General features: G+C 50.2%; 16 protein-coding genes. 9 read left to right on the top strand and 7 right to left on the bottom strand.

Annotated features, from left to right (window positions below; all coding sequences use genetic code 11):
• Positions 1–32 precede the first annotated feature (32 nt).
• The 5 genes from FH871_RS07075 to FH871_RS07055 all read left to right on the top strand — a co-directional run bounded on the left by FH871_RS07075 (position 33) and on the right by FH871_RS07055 (position 8,387).
• Positions 33–3,077, top strand: a complete 3,045-nt coding sequence (locus tag FH871_RS07075) for a TonB-dependent receptor (RefSeq protein ID WP_138990714.1) — start codon at positions 33–35, stop codon at positions 3,075–3,077.
• Positions 3,074–4,453: a RagB/SusD family nutrient uptake outer membrane protein gene (locus tag FH871_RS07070; protein ID WP_138990712.1), complete on the top strand. Its 1,380-nt coding sequence runs from the start codon at positions 3,074–3,076 to the stop codon at positions 4,451–4,453. Before FH871_RS07075 ends, FH871_RS07070 begins: the two co-directional genes overlap by 4 nt.
• A 67-nt stretch (positions 4,454–4,520) precedes the next feature.
• Entirely contained in the window at positions 4,521–5,390 is an 870-nt protein-coding gene (locus FH871_RS07065) for a DUF4843 domain-containing protein (RefSeq protein WP_138990710.1), read from the top strand.
• A gap of 8 nt (positions 5,391–5,398) precedes the next feature.
• Complete coding sequence (locus FH871_RS07060) at positions 5,399–5,905, top strand: hypothetical protein (protein WP_138990708.1); 507 nt, start codon at positions 5,399–5,401, stop codon at positions 5,903–5,905.
• A 70-nt stretch (positions 5,906–5,975) separates the two neighbouring features.
• Entirely contained in the window at positions 5,976–8,387 is a 2,412-nt protein-coding gene (locus FH871_RS07055) for a M43 family zinc metalloprotease (RefSeq protein ID WP_138990707.1), read from the top strand.
• Between the two features lie 98 nt (positions 8,388–8,485).
• On the opposite strand, the gene FH871_RS07050 is transcribed toward FH871_RS07055, so the two are convergent.
• From FH871_RS07050 to FH871_RS07020, 7 genes are all read right to left on the bottom strand, one after another.
• Entirely contained in the window at positions 8,486–9,706 is a 1,221-nt protein-coding gene (locus tag FH871_RS07050; RefSeq protein WP_114410211.1) for an IS256 family transposase, read from the bottom strand.
• A 47-nt stretch (positions 9,707–9,753) separates the two neighbouring features.
• Positions 9,754–10,398 (bottom strand): hypothetical protein, encoded by a 645-nt coding sequence (locus FH871_RS07045; RefSeq protein ID WP_138990705.1) that lies wholly within the window; start codon positions 10,396–10,398, stop codon positions 9,754–9,756.
• Between the two features lie 174 nt (positions 10,399–10,572).
• Positions 10,573–11,094, bottom strand: a complete 522-nt coding sequence (locus FH871_RS07040; RefSeq protein WP_138990704.1) for a hypothetical protein — start codon at positions 11,092–11,094, stop codon at positions 10,573–10,575.
• 114 nt (positions 11,095–11,208) lie between these two features.
• On the bottom strand, positions 11,209–11,970 hold the full coding sequence (locus FH871_RS07035) for a hypothetical protein (protein ID WP_138990702.1): 762 nt from the start codon (positions 11,968–11,970) through the stop codon (positions 11,209–11,211).
• A gap of 61 nt (positions 11,971–12,031) precedes the next feature.
• Positions 12,032–14,653 (bottom strand): hypothetical protein, encoded by a 2,622-nt coding sequence (locus FH871_RS07030; RefSeq protein ID WP_171062783.1) that lies wholly within the window; start codon positions 14,651–14,653, stop codon positions 12,032–12,034.
• A gap of 690 nt (positions 14,654–15,343) precedes the next feature.
• A complete protein-coding gene (locus FH871_RS07025; RefSeq protein ID WP_138990699.1) occupies positions 15,344–16,180 on the bottom strand; it encodes a TIM barrel protein in 837 nt (278 codons plus the stop codon).
• Positions 16,181–16,262: 82 nt separating this feature from the next.
• Positions 16,263–16,592 carry a DMT family protein gene (locus FH871_RS07020; protein WP_138990697.1) on the bottom strand — a complete coding sequence of 110 codons (330 nt, stop codon included), beginning with the start codon at positions 16,590–16,592 and terminating at the stop codon, positions 16,263–16,265.
• Positions 16,593–16,722: 130 nt separating this feature from the next.
• On the opposite strand from FH871_RS07020, the gene nth reads away from it, so the two are divergent.
• The 4 genes from nth (at position 16,723) to FH871_RS07000 (ending at position 19,824) form a co-directional block, all read left to right on the top strand.
• Positions 16,723–17,376: an endonuclease III gene (gene nth / locus FH871_RS07015; RefSeq protein WP_138990695.1), complete on the top strand. Its 654-nt coding sequence runs from the start codon at positions 16,723–16,725 to the stop codon at positions 17,374–17,376.
• Positions 17,377–17,535: 159 nt separating this feature from the next.
• A complete protein-coding gene (locus tag FH871_RS07010; protein WP_138990693.1) occupies positions 17,536–18,162 on the top strand; it encodes an N-(5'-phosphoribosyl)anthranilate isomerase in 627 nt (208 codons plus the stop codon).
• A gap of 144 nt (positions 18,163–18,306) precedes the next feature.
• Positions 18,307–18,822: a PspC domain-containing protein gene (locus FH871_RS07005; RefSeq protein WP_138990691.1), complete on the top strand. Its 516-nt coding sequence runs from the start codon at positions 18,307–18,309 to the stop codon at positions 18,820–18,822.
• A 6-nt stretch (positions 18,823–18,828) separates the two neighbouring features.
• Entirely contained in the window at positions 18,829–19,824 is a 996-nt protein-coding gene (locus FH871_RS07000) for a DUF5668 domain-containing protein (RefSeq protein WP_138990689.1), read from the top strand.
• The last annotated feature ends 638 nt before the right edge of the window (positions 19,825–20,462 follow it).

Here is a 20,462-nt window from a genome sequence, read left to right as displayed (position 1 = left end):
ATGAGATTCGTTCTAACACCCAGTTTTTGTAGATGAGAAAACGTTATACTTTATTAAGTTGTTGGTTCTTATTCATTATTCTGTCGGGAAATCTGGCCTTTGGACAAACCCGTCGGGTAACGGGGCGGGTAACCGCAGTACAGGACGGATCGACGTTGCCGGGCGTGAACGTCGTGGTGAAAGGAACCACCATTGGGGTCAGCACCGACGCCGATGGCAATTACAGCATCAACGTCCCCGATGACAAAAACATCCTGACGTTTTCGTCCATCGCCCTGATTTCTCAGGACATTCCCGTCAACAACCGTTCGGTCATCAATCTCCAGATGGCCGAAGCCGTCAATGAACTGGCGCAGGTGGTGGTAACCGGGTATAACTCGGTGCAGAAGAAAGACATCACCGGTTCGATGGTTTCCGTAACCGCCGACAAATTCAAGGAGATTCCCGTCGCCAGTTTCGATCAGGCACTACAAGGCCAGGCGGCAGGGGTTTTGGTCACCCAGTCGTCGGGAACACCGGGCGGAGGCATCACCGTCCGCGTTCGGGGCAGCACCTCCATCACGGCCAGCAACCGCCCCCTGTTCATTGTCGATGGCGTGCCGGTCGAAGACGGTTTGCTGTCGTCGCGCGATTTCGGGGGCCAAAACGACAACGCGTTCTCGCTCCTCAACCCCAACGACATCGAGTCGCTACAGGTGTTGAAAGATGCCTCCGCCAAAGCCATTTACGGATCGCGGGCCGCCAACGGGGTAGTGTTGATAACTACCAAAAAAGGAAAGGCCAATCAGAAAACGACCTTCACGGCCGAAGTGCAGCGCGGGGTGACTGAAATTGTCCGTCGGCCCGATCTGCTCAATTCCAGCGAGTTGCTCGATCTGCAACGGGAAGCCGTGATCAATGCCGGGCAGGACCCCGACAAACTGGGGTTGATCAAAGGCGTCACCGACGGCATCAATACGGACTGGGTCGATGCGGTTTTGCGGAAAGGACTCTATCAGCAATACCAGCTTTCGGCATCGGGCGGCACCGATAAAACCCATTTTTACATCAGTGGGAATTACCGGGATGAGGAAGGGATTCAGTTAAACAACCGCCTGACCCGGATGTCGGGCAAGTTCAGTTTCGATCACAAAGCCAATTCGGCGCTGTCGTTCGGAACGGATATTTCCCTGTCGCGAACGCTGAACAAGCGGGTCAAGGGCGATAACTTTCTGGATGGCGTCTATTCCGGTGCCCTCAAATCACTGCCCTTTCACTCGCCCTACAACGAGCAGGGAAAATTGTATGGCCCCAACGATCCGAATTACGCCGGTTTTCCAAACTTCAATCCGGTAGCCCAGGCCTTGTTGCCCCGGTTCGATACCTATACGGTAAAAATGCTGGGGGGGCTTTGGGCCGAATACGAACTGCTCCAGAATCTCCGGTTTCGGTCCAAGGTAAGCATCGACTATAACCAGGTGACGGAAGACCAGTTCGAGTCGTCGCAAACCGCCATTGGCGGGTATCTGGAAAGCGTGGGCGGGCGCGGCTACGGGGTCTTTACGTCGGGAACCTATACCACCTTTATCAATACCAATACGCTGACTTACAGTGCCTTAGTGAATGAAAAAAACCGGTTTAACTTTCTGGCGGGGTTTGAAATTCTGCAACGGCAGGAACGGTCGGGGAGTGTCACGGGCCGGTTATTTCCAAGTGATGACTTTACGTACATCACCTCGGCCGGTATTGTCGATAACGGATTTTCCAATTTGCTGAAAAGCGGGCTGATCTCCACCTTCGGCGAAGTTCGCTACGATTATGATGACCGGTATCTGGCGACGCTGACGGCCCGTTACGACGGCTCATCCCGTTTTGGTCAGGATCGTCAATTTGGGCTCTTTCCCTCGGCCTCCGTGGGTTGGCGGATTTCGCAGGAGAAGTTCATGGAATCGTTCCGCTTTCTGAACGACCTGAAATTCCGCGCCAGCTACGGTTTTACGGGAAATGAGCGGATTGGGGATTACCAGTTTCTGGGAACCTGGGCTTCGGTGACCTACAGTGGCGCAACGGGTTTGGGTCCTGAAGCGCTCGCAAACCCAACCCTGCAGTGGGAGCGAACCCGGGAAGCCAACCTGGGGCTGGACGCTTCACTCTACAACGGGCGGCTCAGTATTAGTTTCGATGTCTACGACAACCTCACCGACCGACTGCTGTTTGCCCAGCCCATTCCGTCGACGACCGGTTTTGGAACCTTGCAGGGCAACATCGGGAAAATCTCGAACCGGGGAATTGAGTTGATGGTGTCGACGGTCAACTTCGACCGGGGCGGTTTTAAATGGAATACGGACCTGAACTTGTCCCGGAACGTCAACAAGGTGGTCGAACTGGCCAATGATGGCCCGCTGTTTAGGGGGTACACCGCGAATGGCGTTGGGAATACAAACGTGGTGTTGCAGGGGGAACCACTGGGTTCGTTCTGGGGACTCAAGTTCCTGGGGGTCGATCCGGCGACGGGCGATGCGATTTACGATGACATCAACGGCGATGGCCGGATCAACTCCGAAGACGGTCAGGTGATTGGCAATGCCCAACCCAAACTGTTTGGCGGTTTGACCAACCGGTTTTCGTTCAAAGGTTTTGATCTGAACGTCTTCTTTCAGGGTTCGTATGGCAACAAGATGCTGAACTTTACCAGTACGTCTACCATCAACACCGGGGCGGATTTGGAGAGTAATCAGTCGCGGAAGGCCCTGGAACGCTGGCAAAAACCGGGTGACATCACCAGTGTACCCCGGTATGTTTACCAGAATACGTACAACAACTACCACAGTAGCCGATTCCTGGAAGATGGCTCGTACCTGCGACTGAAAAATGTTTCGCTGGGATATAATCTCCCTAAAAAGTACGTCGAACGCTTCCGGATTGTGTCGAACGCCCGGATTTTTGCCTCGGCCACCAACCTCTGGACGCTCACCCGGTATTCGGGTCCCGATCCGGAAGTCAGCACGCTGGACGGTTCGACCACCGCGCAGGGCATCGACTTTTTCACCATTCCTCAATACAAAACCATGATGGTGGGAATCACCTTAAACCTATGATCCGATTCATTCGCTATACTGCCATACTGGCCACGGCTTGGCTGGCTTCCTGTACGGCCGTGCTGGAACCCAAACCGGTCGATTTGCTGGTCGATAACCTGGTTCTGAACGAACCCAACGATGTGGAACCGGCCCGGATCGGTGCCTACAGTGCGCTCCGGGGCATGGCCGCCACCAACATGATGGCGGGGGATTTTACGGCCGATTACATCCGGCACAACGGAACCTTCAATGATTACCGCGAACTGGGTACCAAGCAGATTACCTCCTCGAACGGCGCACCGGCCTCTCTCTGGAGTAACCTGTACCGGACCATTTACGTGGCCAACTTTGTGCTCGAAAGGCTGCCACCCATCAGTGGGGTTTCTGCCGCCACCAAAAAGCAGGTGCTGGCCGAAATGCGGTTTTTACGCGGCTATGCCAACTTCATCGGGGCCAATACCTTTGGCGATATTCCCAAAGTAACCACCACCGATCAGGGCACCAACCGGAACATTCCGAGGACTGCCAAAGCCGATATTCTGGCGTCGGTGCTGGAAGATTTTAGAGCAGCCGAAACCGATCTGGCCACCATCGAAGCCGGTTCGACGGCACAGGTTGTAAACGGCACCTACGCCAACAAAATAACCGCCCAGGCCATGCTGGCCCGGTATTACCTCTACCAGAAAAACTGGGCCCAGGCAGAGGTGTATGCGACCCGGGTGATCGATGCCAAAGTGTATTCGCTGGAAACCAACTTTGAAGACATTGTGAGCAAAGATTTTACGAAAGAGTCCATTCTGGAGGTCGGCTACGGGCTGTCCGACGACCCCGGAACCAGTAATTTTGGGTTGACCAACCTTTTTGTGGGACGTCGGGAAGTGATCCCCTCGGATCAGGTGGTGGTTTCCCTGCTGTCGACCGAGTCGGGGACGCGCCGGGCCACGGTAGCGTTTAATTCCCAAAATTTACAGGGCGACGACAATGGCTGGACGGTGCAGAAATATGGCACCGCCGATAATGATAACAACAACATCGTGCTGATCCGCCTGGCCGAAATGTACCTGATTCGGGCCGAAGCCCGGGCGCAGCAGAACAAGCTGACCGGAACCGCCGGAGCCATTGCCGACCTGAATGTGTTGCGGGCGCGGGCGAAGGCACCAAATGTGTCGGCCGCCAACCAGGCCGAAGCGATTTCGGCGATTGAGCGGGAGCGGGTGTATGAACTGGCTTTTGAAGGCCACCGCTGGTTCGACCTCATCCGGACGGGCCGGTTGCAGGCGGTTATGACGGCTTTTTCGCCCAACTGGAAAGCCACCTACGACCGCTGGCCGATCCCGAATGGGGAAGTGCAGCGCAATCCGGCGCTGAAGGACGCGCAGAATCCGGGGTACTGATTGAGAGTTAAGAGTTAAGAATGAATAGTTAAGAGAGCTGCTGCTGTGGTTTGAATTCTGACGACAAATGAGACACTATAAATACCTATTGACTTGCCTTATTGCGCTGGCAACGGGCTGGCTGGTGGTGGCCTGTGAGGAGCAGGACATTGACCGCACGTTTGAAGGGCCGTATTTTGTGCGGTTTACTGACTCGTCGCTGACCTATAAGGAAAGTTACAGCAAGACCATCGGCATCAAGGTTCACAACGCCGGACCGCAGTTGGACGAGGCCATTAAAATCAATTACGTCATCAGCGGAACCGCCCGTGAGGGTAAGGATTACGCCATTGAAGGCACCAGAGGCACCGTGACGATTCCAGCCAAGCAGAGTTCGGGTACCATCAATCTGAAACTGATCAACAACGCCAACAACATTCTGGAATCCCAGACGGTGGTGTTGACGCTGACCGACGTGCAGCCCTCGTCGCTGCGGGTGGGTTTTGGCAAAGAAGGGCTGTTGGGCAAAAGCCTTACGTTCACCATCGAGGATGATTGCCTTTTCAGTGGCACCTATTCGGGTGCCCGGCAAAATGGCGCGTATGTGAACATCCTGCAACTGTCGACCAATACCGCTACCTTACCCGATATTGCCATTTCCAGTCTCGATTGCAAAACCTACACCATCGGCAACTGGAACATTGGGATGGCTGATTTTTTTGGATTTAACGCCATCAAACCCACCTTCACCTTTGTGGATAACGGAGACAATTCCCTGACGATTCCGGTTCAGTCCAATGCGGATCTGGGCGGAGATACGCTCTCGGGAACCGGTTCGTGGAATCCGCAAAACCGTCAGATCACCTTGAGTCTGCGCTGGAGAGCAACCTTCACGACCCCTTCCGGCAAGGACTCGGTTGGGACGATCACGTTTCCGCTCACGTATACGCCACAATAATGAACCGTATGAAAACCGCTATCCGATTTCTGGTTTTGTCGACAGGCCTGATGGGGCTTTTCGCCGGGTGTTCCGAAAAGCTGGAACCGAAACCCATTACCTACAGCCAGTTGCTGACCGGAACTGAAAAGAAAATCTGGCGGCTGGTATCTTTCGAAGTAGTGGATGAAGGCAAAAAGTCGGGGGTAATACCGATTCAAAACGCGCTAGATCCCTGTCGGAGTGATGACCGGTACGTTTTTTATGCCGACGAGTCTCACAAACTCGAATACCTCAACGGGACTACCAAATGCAGCACGACCGAAGCCGATACGCTTTTTGAAGATAGCTGGACGATGATTAATTCCAACGCTACCCTGGAATTTGTGATTCCGGTTTTTAGTGGCAGCGTCTTGCCGTTTACCATTAAGAATCTAACGGAAACGTCCATGACGGTGGAAATCTACTACGACAAAATCTACGTCGAACCGATTGACGCCAGTTATCGGTTTACGTTCAACTCGACCACAAAATAAAGGAGAAATGCGGTAGTAAATTTCGGCGTACACCGCTGGATCGATCACCGACCTAACTGGATTGCTTTTTATGCTTAAACGTATACTTTTTTCGGTTGCCCTACTGGCTTGCGGATTCTATTCCGGATCGGCTCAGCAAATTCCGGCCTGGCAGCAACTGGCCAGCCAGCCAGCGCGGGAACAATGTGCTACCATGCAGATGGACAGTGCTTTACGGGCTAAATACCCCGAAATGGGTAGCCGGGCGGCTTTTGAAAAGACCCTGCAGGAGCGGATTGAACAGATCAAAAAACTGGAACGGACGGGTCGGCTGGCCGATGTGGTGCTCACCATTCCGGTGGTGGTTCACGTCGTACACGCGGGCGAAGCCGTCGGAACGGGCCGCAACATCAGCGAAGCACAGGTAAAAGCCCAGTTGGAAACGCTCAACGAAGACTTTCGCCGGAAACCGGGTACCCGGGGGTTTAACGACAATGCCAACGGGGCCGACATCGAGATCGAATTTTGCCTGGCCGCCATCAACCCCACGGGTGGAACGATTACGGAACGCGGGATCGACCGGGTAAACGGGGCGTCTAATTTCGGCAAATCGACCTGGAGCAAAGCCGACATCGACGGCGTTTTGAAACCGAATACCTTCTGGGACCCCGAAAAATACTTCAACATCTGGGTCGTTGATTTTGCGGCCTCCGACGACCGTCTGCTGGGATACGCGCAGTTTCCGAGCCAGTCGACCCTGCCGGGTTTGTCGCCCAATTCGGGAGCGGGCAGCACCGACGGCGTGGTGATCCGGTATCAGTCGTTTGGCAATGCGGAGAAAGGCAACTTTCCGGTGATGCAGGCTCCCTACAACCTGGGCCGGACGCTGACGCACGAAGTGGGCCACTGGCTGGGCTTGATTCACATCTGGGGCGATGCCAACTGCGGAAATGACTTTGTGGACGACACGCCGACGCAGGCATCCGAAAGCCGGGGCTGTCAGAAAGGACGCGTGAGTTGCGGAGGTACCAACATGGTCGAAAATTACATGGACTATTCCGACGACGCCTGTTTCAACATCTTCACGCGCGGCCAGAAAACCCGCATGAGGGCGGTGATGCAGGTGGCGGTTCGTCGGGCCAACCTGGTGAATGCCAACGTCTGCGGTACGTCCGTCGTTGCGCGTCCGTCGGCAAATTTCCGGGCCGAAAACCTCCGGGTTCTGCTGGGTGGTCAGGTGCGTTTCACCGATCTGTCGACCAACTTCCCGACGAGCTGGACCTGGACGTTTGAAGGTGGAACACCCTCGACTTCGACCGAACAAAATCCGGTGGTGACCTACAACCAGCCGGGCAAATTCCGGGTGACCCTGGTAGCTTCCAATGCCGCCGGTTCGTCGGTCCCATTTGTCAGAGAACAATACATTGAAGTCCTGAACGTCGGCCTGTGTGCCGACCAGACCAATTTCAGCGGCACCCGAACCGTATTGCGCCAACCGGGCGGAACCGGGTATGTTGCGGGCCAAAACAGTCGTAAAACCAGAGCGGTTTCCGAATTCTTCGACAATTCACTGAGTTATAATAACATGCACGGGGCCTCGCTCCGGTTTGGGGTTGCAAAAGCCGCCAAAGGTGCCGAGACGGAATCCATCGTAACCGTAACCGTCTGGAACGCCCGGGGCTTCCAGAACGGACCCGGTGCGGTATTGGAAACGAAAGAGGTGCCCCTCCGGACCATTCTGGAGGATGTGGCCAACAACCGAGCCACCAGCATCGTCTTCGACCGGAACGTTCCGCTGAGCGGTTTGCCGTTCCACATCGGCATTGAGCTTACCTACGTGGCTGGTGATACGGTGGCCCTGACCACAACCCGCGACGGCGAATCGCTGTTGGGAACTTCCTGGGAGCAGAATGCCAACGGCGAATGGGAGCGGTACCGGGTTCGTCAGGGACTCAACGTCGCCCACGAAATCACGGCCCGGGTCGGCATGAAACCGTCCGTTCAGTTGACGGCATCTAAACAGTTTATTCTGCCGGGCGAACTGGTAACGCTCAATGCCCGTGGAGCCAGTATTTTCAGTTGGGCGGGTCAGAATCTGAGCAGTACGCTGGGTGGGCAGGTCATTGCCCGGCCCACGCAAACGACCTCGTATACCGTCACGGGTTCCGGTCTGGATCTGTGTAATGCGACGGCAACGGCCCGGATTTACGTGCAGCCCGGCACGATCACCGGCGTACCAACTGCCCTGCCGGATGAAGCCTTGACGGTTTCTCCCAACCCCAGCGACGGTTTAACGGCGGTTTCTTTCCGGAACACGTCCCGGGGCATCCTGACGCTGTCGGTCCGGAACGTGGCCGGGGTGGAGGTGCTGAAACAGCAGTACCAGAAAACCGACGACGGTTTTGAACAGACGCTCGACCTTCGAACGATGCCGGGTGGTTTATACATCATTGAAATCAGGGTTGGGGAGCAGGTGGTGCGGAAGAAGGTGGTGAAATATTAGAAGTTAATGAACCCTGTCAGCGGTCGAAGACCCTGACAGGGTTGTTGATCGAAATTCATTTGAATATAGGGAGTGCTCGCTGAACTGTGTCAGTGGGTTTAATCAAAGCGATGTGGCTGAATTCGTTCAGTAAATATAATAGAAACTTGGGCTAAGATCTCCTTCCAATTATACGTGGTGGTTTCCCACTTGATTTGCAGATTTTGAATCACCAAATACACCAGTTTTTGTAAAGCGATATCGGAGGGAAAAGCCCCTTTCGTTTTGGTTACGTTACGCAATTGACGATGGTAGCCTTCAACTGTATTGGTCGTATACATGACCTTGCGGATAGCCGCCGGATAGTCAAAGTAAGGCGAAAGTAACTCCCACTTGTCCAACCAAGGCTGAATGGCTTGTGGATAACGCTGCCCCCAGGTTTCCTGTACCAGCAATAATTGCTCCATAGCTTGCTCACGATCCGATGCCTGGTATACCCCCTTAATATCTTTAACAAAGCTCTTGAGGTATTTGTCAGGGATAAACCGAAAGGAATTACGGAGTTGATGGACAATGCAGAGTTGAACGGTGGCGGCTGGAAAAACGGTTGCAATAGCCGTATCAAACCCTTTGAGCCCATCCACACAGGTGATCAGCATGTCTTCGACCCCGCGCTGCTTAAGGTCAGTTAGCACTGAGAGCCAAAACTTGGCCGATTCACTCTCCGCTGTGTAAATCCCTAGTACCTGCTTACGACCCGCTAAACTCAGTCCAATGACGCTGTATAGGACGCGGGTCACGACCCGGCCTTCATGACGAACTTTGTAGTAGATACCATCCAACCAGACCAATACATACAAGCTCTCCAAAGGTCGATTTTGCCACTCCCGCATGGCCGGGATTACTTTGTCGGTAATGGCTGTTAACTCGCTGTCGGATAGCGAGTAGCCATACATCTCTGAAAGATGTTGGCTGATATCCGCGTAGCTGCTACCCATTCCGTAGAGCGAGAGAATTTTCTGTTCCAGTTGTGGAGTCAGTACAACTTGCCGTTTAGGGACTAATTGGGGCTGATAACTACCGGTGCGGTCTCGGGGCGTTTGCAAGTCCAGCAAACCAGCACTGCTTTTTACTTTTTTGCTGGTTTTACCATTGCGTCGATTTTGCTCAGGCAGACGAGTTTGAACCAGATGGTGGCTCATTTCGCCTTCTAAAGCTGATTCGAGGAAGTGTTTAAGTAAAGGGGCAAACAGCCCACCTTCGCCTGTTAAGGGTTTGCCTTCGTAAAGGCCTTTGATAGCGGCCTGTTTGAAGGCCTCGAAATCGAAGTCGTTGTTCATGATAGTGAAAATAAGGTTTTTTCCTTTTTATTCACCCTTGACACAGTTTAGCGAGCAGTCTCTGAATATACGACCAAACGCGACTTAAAAACAGCTAACATATCCATCAACCCTTTTTTACAAGCATCAGCTTTGTAATTTTCTAATACCTCTGCTTGTTTTTCTTTCAACTCATCCGCAGGAATAGTCCAAAAAAATTGATTGTACAGGTATTCCCAAAAAGATTTTATGGCAGGATTATTCCATAGAATCAGTAAGGAGGAGTCACCGATTTGATCGGCATAATCGGTAAACAAATTGACGAAATTGACAATATTCTGAGCGTCTTCTGGCGCTATGTTGTCGATATTTTCAAAGTTAAATCTTTCGATAATGGATTGAAGATGATCGAGATTGTTTACGGATTCATCTTCATAGAGATTTACTATCTTTTGGATTTCTTTCGCCCAGTTTGTTGTCTTTTCTGTATCAAAAACAGGAATTTCGGTGGTCAAAACCGCTGTTATCGAATCATGTCTCGTTTTGAATAATAGTATGTTTTTTTTCGAATCGAGCAATAGTTTTGTATCACCATTCTTGGTTAGAGAGTCGTACCCCCAGATTGTATGATAAGTGACGTTGTTTAGGTGGATGGCAATCACCCACTTGTTGTATTTTATGTTTATTTCGTCAATTTTCTCCGGTATATTCATAGTTTCTTCCTATTGATCAAGTTTTAGGTCTGCAAAAAACGGTTTGACCAACAGCAGAGTACTTTAATTTATGAAGGCTGTTCCGCTTTTTTGCCTTTTTATGGCACCAGCCGCAGGAGATTACAAGGCAATAAAGTACCGCCATTTTGAGAAACTGAAGCATTCAAATGCAATCTATATTTTGAAAAATCGGGTGGAACGAATAACCCATTGTTTGCGACGCTGCCGTACAAGCCAAAACTCCCCTCCATCCCCAATGTCACGGAAACTAATGTCGACAAAGGCGGTACTATCGGTCGGAAAACGAAATTCTTCAATGGTGGCAAAGAACTTGGGGAGGGCGAAAACCGAGTCCATTTTCGATGAATCCACTTCTGAATAACGAACAGCGCGCCCATTGATGGTGATGACTGTACCGGGTTTGATGGATTTATTAGGTAAAATCCGCATCGGTTGTCCTTCAAAAGTTCTTTCCCAATCGGTCTTGAATGTATCGAAGACGGTTTGCAGAACCCTTGTTGTATCCTGATTGCTTAGTTGGTAGGTTTCTTTTTGTGACGAATTACAGGAAATGATCATCAACCCAATACCGATAAGAAAAATTGGTCTTAGACCATTCCATTCAGCATTTGAATTGTCATTTTCCATCAAATAAAGGACTGTGTTTGATCGGTTTCGCTTGGTCTTGTCTTTCATTCGGGTCTAAATCTAATCCTTTATCCAAATTAGCAAGTGGTTCTAAAAATGGAGTGCACCATTTCCCTCGAATGATGATCAGTATTTTTTTGATTAACCGCTTAAAAAGTCAAACTAGCTGATTGAAAGCCACTGATCCCCTTCTTGTTTCCATCTTCCATTGATTTTTCGAGCGAACACAACACCAAATCGATAGTTGTGACCCCACATCACATATAGGTAACAGGCACGATGTTTATCTTTTGAAATGGAAACATGCGAAATACTTAGCGTCCCCATCCACTTGTATGGAACATTAAGATCTTTTTTCTGGAAAGAATAATAAAGTTTGATCCATGAAGGGTGTGTCAAACTACCTATATCATACTTATCTTGATCTTTTACTTGGTCTCGATCCAGCCAAATTATATCATCAGCTCCTGATGGCAGTAGTCTTTTCGCTATAGGCAGCGGCTCTGAACGGTCTTTTGCTTCCAGCGGTAATTCTGGGCCTCGAACTGTCAATAAATTTTTGTATACATCTAAATAAATAGAATCGATTTTTGGAAACCGTTTTCTCCAGTCTTTCTGAGCTTCTCGAATCCGCTGGTCAAACAGTGTGTCAATTGGCATAAATATCCCGGACATAAATCCGATTAAGACGGGCTCTCCATACATATTACCATTAACGATCTCAGCCTCATTAGCATTTGTTTCCCAATTTGGCTTAGACTCTGCGGGGTTAAGGTAACGCAATGTCTGATTAATAACATTGATTTCTTCTTTGATCAATGCTGGATTATAGGATTGCTGATTAAAATAATCTTTCTGATTAGTGTGGCAGCATATACATAATTCAGCTGACAATAGAATAGCTATGATACAAATAGTTTTCATAATTGCAATTGCTAAATTTAAAGCGTTGGTAACACTGAAGATTACCAACGCTTTAAATTACTTAATTACCTTTTATACGGACTTTATTATTATAATAAAGCAGTATTCCCCCTGCAGGAGTGGCGGGTACACCGAAAGCTTCAATATTGAATGAACCTGGCGTATCATTTTGTCCATTTGGTCCATGAACAGTATCAATGATATTCGTTTCTGTCTGACCAAAATGAGCAAATTCATGCACTACTAGCATACTTAAAAAAATTTCATAAGCTTCTTCCAAATTAGTTAAACCCTGCCCTCGTTCCAACATTTCAACCGAAAACTCATCAATCCATATTTGTTTTGGATATGGATCAGAATCATATTCTCCATATTTGTAACCACCGTGTCCCCAATCTGTATTTTGAGGGCGTGTGCTAATTACTAATTCAGGACCTTGTCCGTAGGTTAATTTTTCTTGAATTTGAGCATCGGTTAATCCTGTAAATTTTTTAATGGCATTCTTTATTCTAGCGTTACTTAACGCTTTCGATCTAAGATTTCGCAAAACATTAGTAAACTTAGGGTATTTTTTCTCGTAAGAAGCTTTTAATTTATATGGGTATTTAATCAAAGGTTCATTAGAACCGTTACCACTGCCACTGCCACTGCCACTACCTCCAGCAGTAGCTGGTCCTCCTACACCTACTGCTGGTCCTGCTGGTCCAGTAGGTCCACCAGCGTCACCATCGCTAGGCCTTTTTGCCTTTATCAAAACAAAAACTTTTAGTGTTCCTCCATCGATTGTTAAAGGGAAGAGGTATGGATTAATAATGAAATCGCTTCTAAAATTAACCTGACGATTAATACTCGTAGGCAAATCCGTAGTAGAACCGCAAATTCGAGTCGTTACAGTACCTATACCATTTCCAACCCCTGAAAGACCAAACTCCGCACTGAATCCATGGTACCGAGCCGCCGGATTGTTTCCAAAGGCCCCAACTAAATCGGGCCGGTCTTCATTAGCTTCTACAGTGGCTAATTTGATCCCATTAACAAAAATATCGACCAAGACTGTCTTATTCAGGTTATTCTCATCCAACGCCCAGCCACCTACAGAATACATAGTCGCATTGTCAAGATGGCCCTTTGGATTTTCTACCGAGCAATTACCCGTTTCAGGAGTACTCGTTCCGGGATTGCTCCCCGTTCCGCCACTACTGCCGCTCCCCGCGCATTGGATCGTTTTAGGGCTATTATTCAATGTATAACTACTGCCCTGTACGCGCAAACTGATCGACTGGTTCTGTCCATTTTTGATAGATTCCGGAGGAGCAAAGTTAAAACCATGTTGCCCATTCCCCTTGCCCGCATTCAACAAATCCTGCCGGAAATTTGCAGCCGGAAAAGTAGACACAACCTGTCCATTTGCCACCACTTCAACGGTTATTGGGGCATTCGGATTGTTGCGGTCGTAGACCCACCCCCCCAGGTTACCGCAGTCGGCTCCTTCAAAGTTGCCTTCATAATTGCCGTTCGACGGATTAGTGGACGGTGGGGGCGTTGTGGTACCCGGATTAGTGGGCGGGGTGGTTGTTCCACCTGAACTGCCACTCCCTGCACATTGAATGGTTCTGGGTCCCTGCTCCAGCGTAAAGGAACTGCCCTGTACGCGCAAACTGATCAATTGATTCTGTCCGTTTTTGATCGAAGCAGGAGGGGCATAGTTGAAACCGTGTTGGCCATTCCCTTTCCCCGCATTCAACAGATCCTGCCGGAAATTGGCCGCTGTAAAGCTGCCCACCACCTGACCGATGGCCACTACTTCGACGGTTATTGGGGCATTCGGATTGTTGCGGTCGTATACCCAACCCCCCAGGTTACCGCAGTCGGCTCCCTCAAAATGTCCTTCATAATTCCCATTCGAAGGATTGTTGGCTGTGGGAGGTGTACCTGGATTAGTCGGTGGGGTGGTTGTTCCACCGGAACTGCCACTCCCCGCACACTGAACCGTTCGGGGACCCTGCTCCAGCGTGAAGGAACTTCCCTGTACCCGCAAACTGATCGACTGGTTCTGTCCATTTTTGATCGAAGCCGGAGGGGCATAGTTGAAACCGTGTTGGCCATTTCCTTTCCCCGCATTCAACAAATCTTGCCGGAAATTGGAGGCTGAAAAACTACCGACCACCTGGCCGTTGGCCACCACTTCGACCGTAATTGGCGCATTCGGGTTGTTGCGATCATACACCCAACCCCAGAAATTGTCGCAGTTGGCACCGTCAAAATGCCCTTCGTAATTCCCGTTGGCCGGATTGTCGGCACTTTCCCGGGCCTGTCGGTTGCGCACGGGTTCGGCCGAGTTGACAAGCGTTAGGGAAACGCGGGCTTTTTCAACGAAAAGACTGGTCTGGTCGGCATTCGAGTGGCTGCGTAAGAGTCGGAACGTGTTTTCGGCTCCGACCTGAGTGAAGTAGCCGGTTACGGTATACCGGACGAATGCGTTCGAGGGGGGAAGCTCGGTGCTCACTAAATCCGCATAGTCGCCACCGGTGCGGATAAAGCCTTCAGGCAGGAGTAGTTTCAATCGGAAACCGCCGGAACCCGCAAGGGTGTAGAGCAGTGCTGGCGAGAGATTGAGATACTGAGCCGTGATGGTCAGCTCAATGGGTTGCCCCAGAACGATCTCGGTTCGATTGGACTTCATGCTGAAACGGATGGGGTCATTATCGAACATCCGGTTTTGTATCCGGGTTGTTTGGTGGGGCCGTAACGGAGGTAGGATCTTCTCGAAACGAGGAGTCTTGTCTCGTTCTTTGTCAGTGGGTTCTCCTTTCTTTAAGGCCGTAGCCCCGAATAGAGTCATCAAGACGACGGTAAGAACCGCGAATCGGGCCAGCAATTTGCTTCGTAAAAAATGGATCATCGTAGAGATTTTATGGTATGTGCAAGCAATTATAAGACATCAAACCACATCCATCCAAGCATTTATTAAAATATATTTTTATGTTTTGTTATATAAAATATTGGTAACATTATAATTTGTAAACACTGTGATAGCTTTGGGAACAACAGGTTTTCGTTGGGAGTGAAAGAGGGTATTAAATGTATCTTGAATGGGAGATCTGGTGAAAAATCGAAAAGAGGCTGATCGACTATCTCTAAATAGCCGGTCAGCCTCTTTTTAAATAAATAATGCTTAGAAGTAGTTTAAATTAAGGCCGGAGGCCTGTCCTGTCAATAGGTAATCGCCTACATCGGCTAGTGGTAGCTCCTCCGGAGGAGCTACCACTAGCCGATGTAGGCGATTACCTATTGACAGACCGCCCTTCCAGGGCTCTCCCGGTTAACTCAAACAGCTTGTTAAAAATCGTAGAACCGTTCCCCGCCCGCTAAATCAATACGTCAGCTTCGCCAGATAATCGAAGTCATATTTGGCGCTTTCCATGGCGGTTTTCGGGTATTCTTCCTGTTCGACAAAGAAGTACTTCATCCCGGATTTGTCGCTGTTTTTCAGCATCTTCACAATGTCGATCTGCCCTTTGCCAAACTCGGTGCTTTCCTTTTTCACTTTGTCCATGTCTTTCAGGTGCCAGAGTGGAAAACGGCCCGGATACTTGGCAAAATACTTTAGCGGGTCGTTGCCGGTCAGGATGGCCCAACCCAGGTCCATTTCCATTTTGACCAGATTGGGGTCGCTTTTCTCGACCAGAATGTCGTAGAGCGGTTTGCCGCCTTTCTTTTCAAATTCGTAATCGTGGTTGTGGTAGGCGAATACCAGACCGGCTTTCTTACAGTCCTCGGCGGATTTGGAAAACGTGTCGGCACAACGCTGGTAATTGGCAACGGTTTGTCCCTCCGTCGGCAGCGAAGAACACACCAGGTAGCTTTGCCCGGCTTCGGCGGCCATGTCGACCGATTTTTTCCAGTCCTTGTCAATGTGAACGTGACCGCTGCGGACGTTCATGCCGAGGTCGTGGGCAATTTTTTTGATTTCTTTTGGTTTCAACCCGTAGTAATTCCCTTTGTCGCTGCGGGCCGATTCCAGTTCTTTGTAGCCAATTTTCGCCAGTTGTTTCAGCGTACCCACGGCGTCGGCCAGCATTTCCTTCCGGACAGTATACAATTGAATACCCACATTTTTGACTTTGGCGGCTTCCGCAAAAGGGGAATACAGCAAGGCCCCAGCGGCTAGGCTACCGGTTGTTTTTAGAAAATCGCGTCGTGTTGTCATCGGTTTTATAGAATACAGCTTGATCAACAGGACAAAGGAGTGGAGCTGTAAAGTCTACTAGCTGTGTCCCATTCTCCCGCAACTACCACTTCTTAAACACAAAAAAGACCGCCAGCACAATCAGCGCGAAACCGACGATGTAATTCCACTTGATTTCTTCTTTCAGGTATAAAACCGCAAAGGCGACGAACACCAGCAAACTGACGACTTCCTGAATCGTTTTGAGCTCGAAGGCCGAGAATTGATAGGAGCCGATGCGGTTGGCTGGCACCGCAAAACAGTACTCCACCAGCGCAATCAGCCAGCTAATGAGAATCACTTTCCACAAAGCCTCGCCCTTGTAGCGGAGGTGCCAGTACCAGGCGGTGGTCATGAACAGATTGGAAATCACCAATAAAACTACAGTGCGCATGGTCGTATTTCTAGAGCGTTGAAGGCGGTTTTGAGCGTTCGGGATCGTTTATCCGCAAAACCGCTGCAAATCTCTGTGAACTCTCGGTGGAAACCATAAACCACCCGGCTTTTTTTGAGTTAAAGAGAGCGTGAAGCCCAACTTTGATTTATCACTGGTTCTCAATCGCATTGAGGACGCCATTCGGCCGTATCCGAAAGCCGCCCTATTCGATTTGTTCGAGCGGGGGTATAACTCGGTGTTTGAACAACTGATCGCGTGTATCATCTCCATTCGCACGCTGGACGAAACCACCATTCCGGTTTCCTTGCGACTGTTTGCCGTCGCCCGAACGCCCGACCAACTCCTGAAACTCAACCCGGCTGAACTCGCCACGCTCCTGAACGGAACACAGTATCCCGAACAGAAAGCGTACACCATGCTGGGCATTGCCCGGCGGGCAGTGGATGATTTTAACGGACAGATTCCCGCCGATTTTGAAACCCTGATTTCGTTCAAGGGTGTTGGGCCGAAATGCGCCAATCTGACGCTGGGCGTGGCCACCGGACAGGCCGCCATCAGCGTCGATGTTCACGTCCACCGGGTCACCAACCGCTGGGGATTTGTGCGGACTCGCCAGCCGGAGGAGACCCTGAAAGCCCTCGAAGAAAAAGTGCCCGTTGACCAATGGATCGACATCAACCGGCTGCTGATGCCGTTTGGCAAGCACATCTGCACCGGCCCAAGGCCGCATTGCCCGACCTGCCCGGTGCTGGAATGGTGTGAGCAGGTGGGGGTTCGGTAACAATATTTAGCGCGTAACGGGTGGGCAATGCCAAAACCGGATTTACCTTTGCAGCTTCAACCAAAACCGGTTTTCGCTCCTCAGTCGTTTCGATGTTCTCCATCCGGCTTTCATAAACCGTAAACTATAAACTGTAAACCGAGAACCACGTCCCCGCCCATGGCTTTAAAAACAGTTGTTAAAATCAGTAATGTAACCAATTTGAGTGATGCCCGGTACTGCGCCGGCATGGGTGTCGATTTGCTGGGATTTTCCATGGACGAAAACGCGGAGCAGTACGTGGCCCCGGCTACGTTCAAGGAAATTCGTTCGTGGGTGGCCGGGGTACACATCGTCGGGGAGACGGCTTCGATCGATGTCGTGGAAATCGAGCGGTTGCTGGAAGTATACCAGCCTGACGTCCTCCAGATTGAAGAAGCGGCCCTGCTGCCCTATCTGTCGACCTTCGATAGCCGGATCATTTTGAAAGCCGACCTGTCGCTGCTGACGCTCGATCAACTGGAAACTTTCTTTTCGTCCGTTGAATCCGATCAGGTCGATTACTTTCTCCTCGAAAGCAAGGGTGCCGTGAACCTGGATGAAGAGTTGAAAGCAACGCTTAAACCACTGGCGACCCGGTACCCGGTTTTGCTCGGCATCGGATTTGCACCGGATTCGATCGAAAACCTGCTGGCCGACCTGCCGATTCAGGGCATTGCGCTCACGGGGGGCGACGAAGACCGCCCCGGTTCGCGCGAATTTGGCGAATTGATGGATATTCTGGAGGCTCTGGAGACCGACGACTGAATTATTAGGTTAAACCCGGTAGTATGTATTACCTATTATCAGTCCTGGCGTACTTTCATCCCAATCGGCGTCCATTCTTCCTTTCTTGCTTTTAAGCTACTGAAAACCGCGATACGTTTACAGCGTATTTTAACTAATACGCTCATGACTAAACGCTTAGAACGTCTTCGCGACGAAGCTATGTTAGGCGGGGTAGCCGCCGGACTGGCCCAGTATTTCAACATCGACCGGACCTTGATCCGGGTTCTCTTCGTGGCTGGCTTTTTCCTGCCCCACGTCCCGTCCCTGATAATTTATGTTATCTTGTGGATTGTATTACCGGAACGGGTTTCCGGCTATTATGCGTCGTTTAAAACAGAACCTTTAACTAATCAGTACACCACTATGAATACGAATGAACGCAATGGCAACCTCGTAGGAGGGTCAATTCTGGTCGGAATCGGCTTTCTGTTTCTGCTCGATCGCTGGTTCGATATCAACTTCGGCGATATGTGGCCGCTGATCCTGATCGGTATTGGCGCCTGGCTGATCGTTAAGGATCGGAACAAGAATAACGGATCGCACAACGACGGCCCACCGTCCAGCGACCGCTACACCAGCGGCTCAGATCCGTACGCCGATCCGTATGCGTCCAACAACCCGCCACAACAACCGCTCTGATCCATCATGAAGCGAACAGGATTATTCTGGGGCATCGCCCTGATCACGCTCGGCGTGGTGTTTATGGCCCATAATTACGGCTGGTTCTACATTGATTGGAGTTTCTTCTCGCGGTTCTGGCCGGTGCTGATTATTCTGGCCGGGTTGAATCTGATCTTTGCGAAGTCGAATTCGGCAGCCGCCCTGGTAACCACCGTTCTGCTGGCGGTTTCGGTACCCCTGGCGATTGTGGGCATGTTCCACGGAAACCGCTGGGATAATGACCGCTACGAATACCGGTACAACAATGATGATGACGACGATGATTCCGATCACAATCGCAATGATGAGGATGACGACGACGGTGATCGCAACGATCGCCGACCCCGGGTGCAAACCAGTCACATTGCCGAACCGATGGATTCCATCATTCAGCAGGCTTCGCTGAAGTTTGAAAGCGGAGCGGGGCGGTTTTACATCGGCGCACCGTCCGACAGCCTGGTCGAAGCCGACACCAAAATGAGCGTCAGCAAATACAGCATGTCGGTCAACCGCAGCGACGAATCGCGCTCGGCGGAGATTGAACTGAAACTGGACGACGATGAAATCAAGTTGAAATCCGGCGAACTGGTTAATCTGGTGGATCTGCGGCTGAATCCGAAACCCACCTGGACGTTCGATTTTGGTATTGGCGCCGGGCAGGCCGACTTTGACCTGAGTGCCTACGCCGTACGGTCGGTTAAACTGGGAGCCGGTGCCGCCGACATTGAGATAAAGCTGGGCGATCGCGCTCCCCAATCCGACGTCCGGATCGAGTCGGGTGTGACATCGGTTACCCTGAAGATCCCGAAAACCGCCGGTTGTCAGGTCGAAACACAGGGGGCTTTGACCGTTAAAAAGCTCGAAGGTTTTGTCGAAATCGGCGGGGGCGTCTACCAGACACCGGGTTATGCCGGTACGGCTAAAAAAATAAACATTCACTACGAAGGGGGGGTATCTCGCTTCGAAGTCGAACGGTATTGATACGGGAAGCGTGGGTTCGTAATTTTCATCCCGCAATTCAACTGGTCGTTAGGTAAAAGCCACCACTTTTACCTAACGACCTTTTTTATTTTCTGAACATTTCGTTCGATACGGTTGTCGACTCTAATTTTAAAAGCACGCATGAGTGAGTAATTATAACTAGTATAAAAACAATGCCGGTTTTGAAACATGCAACTGGTAATTGCTATAAAAAGTTTTCACAGGCGATGAAATTGTTGTTTTAGGGCTGATTAATGTCTGATAAATGGCATAGTCAAATTGTACTATTCGGTATAACGTATATACTGATCGTCAAATACGTAAAATATTTATGCGGCCGTTTGATAAATTGGACTAATCATTCCTTGTGTCTATTGAAATAATATTATAAAATCGTTAAATAATTACTTTTATCAGGCAGTTATGGGTAAAAAAATGAAGTGTATATACAAATAAATACCTATAATTATTTTATGTTTGTAAATGCAGTATCCGATCGGCGAGAACTGGTATAAGCATTGAGTATAGGTAAGTAGTATCAGGGAAGCGGTAAAAGTACTGCCGGTTTTCCTGTGTTAAATGGGTGTGCAAGCAAATTACGCTTGAAGAAAAAATGAGATATGATGGATTTTGTAGTA

The sequence above is a fragment of the Larkinella sp. C7 genome (assembly GCF_006149005.1).
GTDB lineage: Bacteria > Bacteroidota > Bacteroidia > Cytophagales > Spirosomataceae > Larkinella.
The sequence above is the reverse complement of the archived record's forward strand: the minus strand, read 5'-3'. Positions and strand labels throughout refer to the sequence as shown.

Excerpts from the sequence above, each read along its gene's own strand:
- FH871_RS07075 (WP_138990714.1), top strand. The coding sequence starts at position 33 with ATGAGAAAACGTTATACTTTATTAAGTTGTTGGTTCTTATTCATTATT.
- FH871_RS07070 (WP_138990712.1), top strand. The coding sequence starts at position 3,074 with ATGATCCGATTCATTCGCTATACTGCCATACTGGCCACGGCTTGGCTG.
- FH871_RS07065 (WP_138990710.1), top strand. The coding sequence starts at position 4,521 with ATGAGACACTATAAATACCTATTGACTTGCCTTATTGCGCTGGCAACG.
- FH871_RS07060 (WP_138990708.1), top strand. The coding sequence starts at position 5,399 with ATGAAAACCGCTATCCGATTTCTGGTTTTGTCGACAGGCCTGATGGGG.
- FH871_RS07055 (WP_138990707.1), top strand. The coding sequence starts at position 5,976 with ATGCTTAAACGTATACTTTTTTCGGTTGCCCTACTGGCTTGCGGATTC.
- FH871_RS07050 (WP_114410211.1), bottom strand. The coding sequence starts at position 9,706 with ATGAACAACGACTTCGATTTCGAGGCCTTCAAACAGGCCGCTATCAAA.
- FH871_RS07045 (WP_138990705.1), bottom strand. The coding sequence starts at position 10,398 with ATGAATATACCGGAGAAAATTGACGAAATAAACATAAAATACAACAAG.
- FH871_RS07040 (WP_138990704.1), bottom strand. The coding sequence starts at position 11,094 with ATGAAAGACAAGACCAAGCGAAACCGATCAAACACAGTCCTTTATTTG.
- FH871_RS07035 (WP_138990702.1), bottom strand. The coding sequence starts at position 11,970 with ATGAAAACTATTTGTATCATAGCTATTCTATTGTCAGCTGAATTATGT.
- FH871_RS07030 (WP_171062783.1), bottom strand. The coding sequence starts at position 14,653 with ATGAAGTCCAATCGAACCGAGATCGTTCTGGGGCAACCCATTGAGCTG.
- FH871_RS07025 (WP_138990699.1), bottom strand. The coding sequence starts at position 16,180 with ATGACAACACGACGCGATTTTCTAAAAACAACCGGTAGCCTAGCCGCT.
- FH871_RS07020 (WP_138990697.1), bottom strand. The coding sequence starts at position 16,592 with ATGCGCACTGTAGTTTTATTGGTGATTTCCAATCTGTTCATGACCACC.
- FH871_RS07010 (WP_138990693.1), top strand. The coding sequence starts at position 17,536 with ATGGCTTTAAAAACAGTTGTTAAAATCAGTAATGTAACCAATTTGAGT.
- FH871_RS07005 (WP_138990691.1), top strand. The coding sequence starts at position 18,307 with ATGACTAAACGCTTAGAACGTCTTCGCGACGAAGCTATGTTAGGCGGG.
- FH871_RS07000 (WP_138990689.1), top strand. The coding sequence starts at position 18,829 with ATGAAGCGAACAGGATTATTCTGGGGCATCGCCCTGATCACGCTCGGC.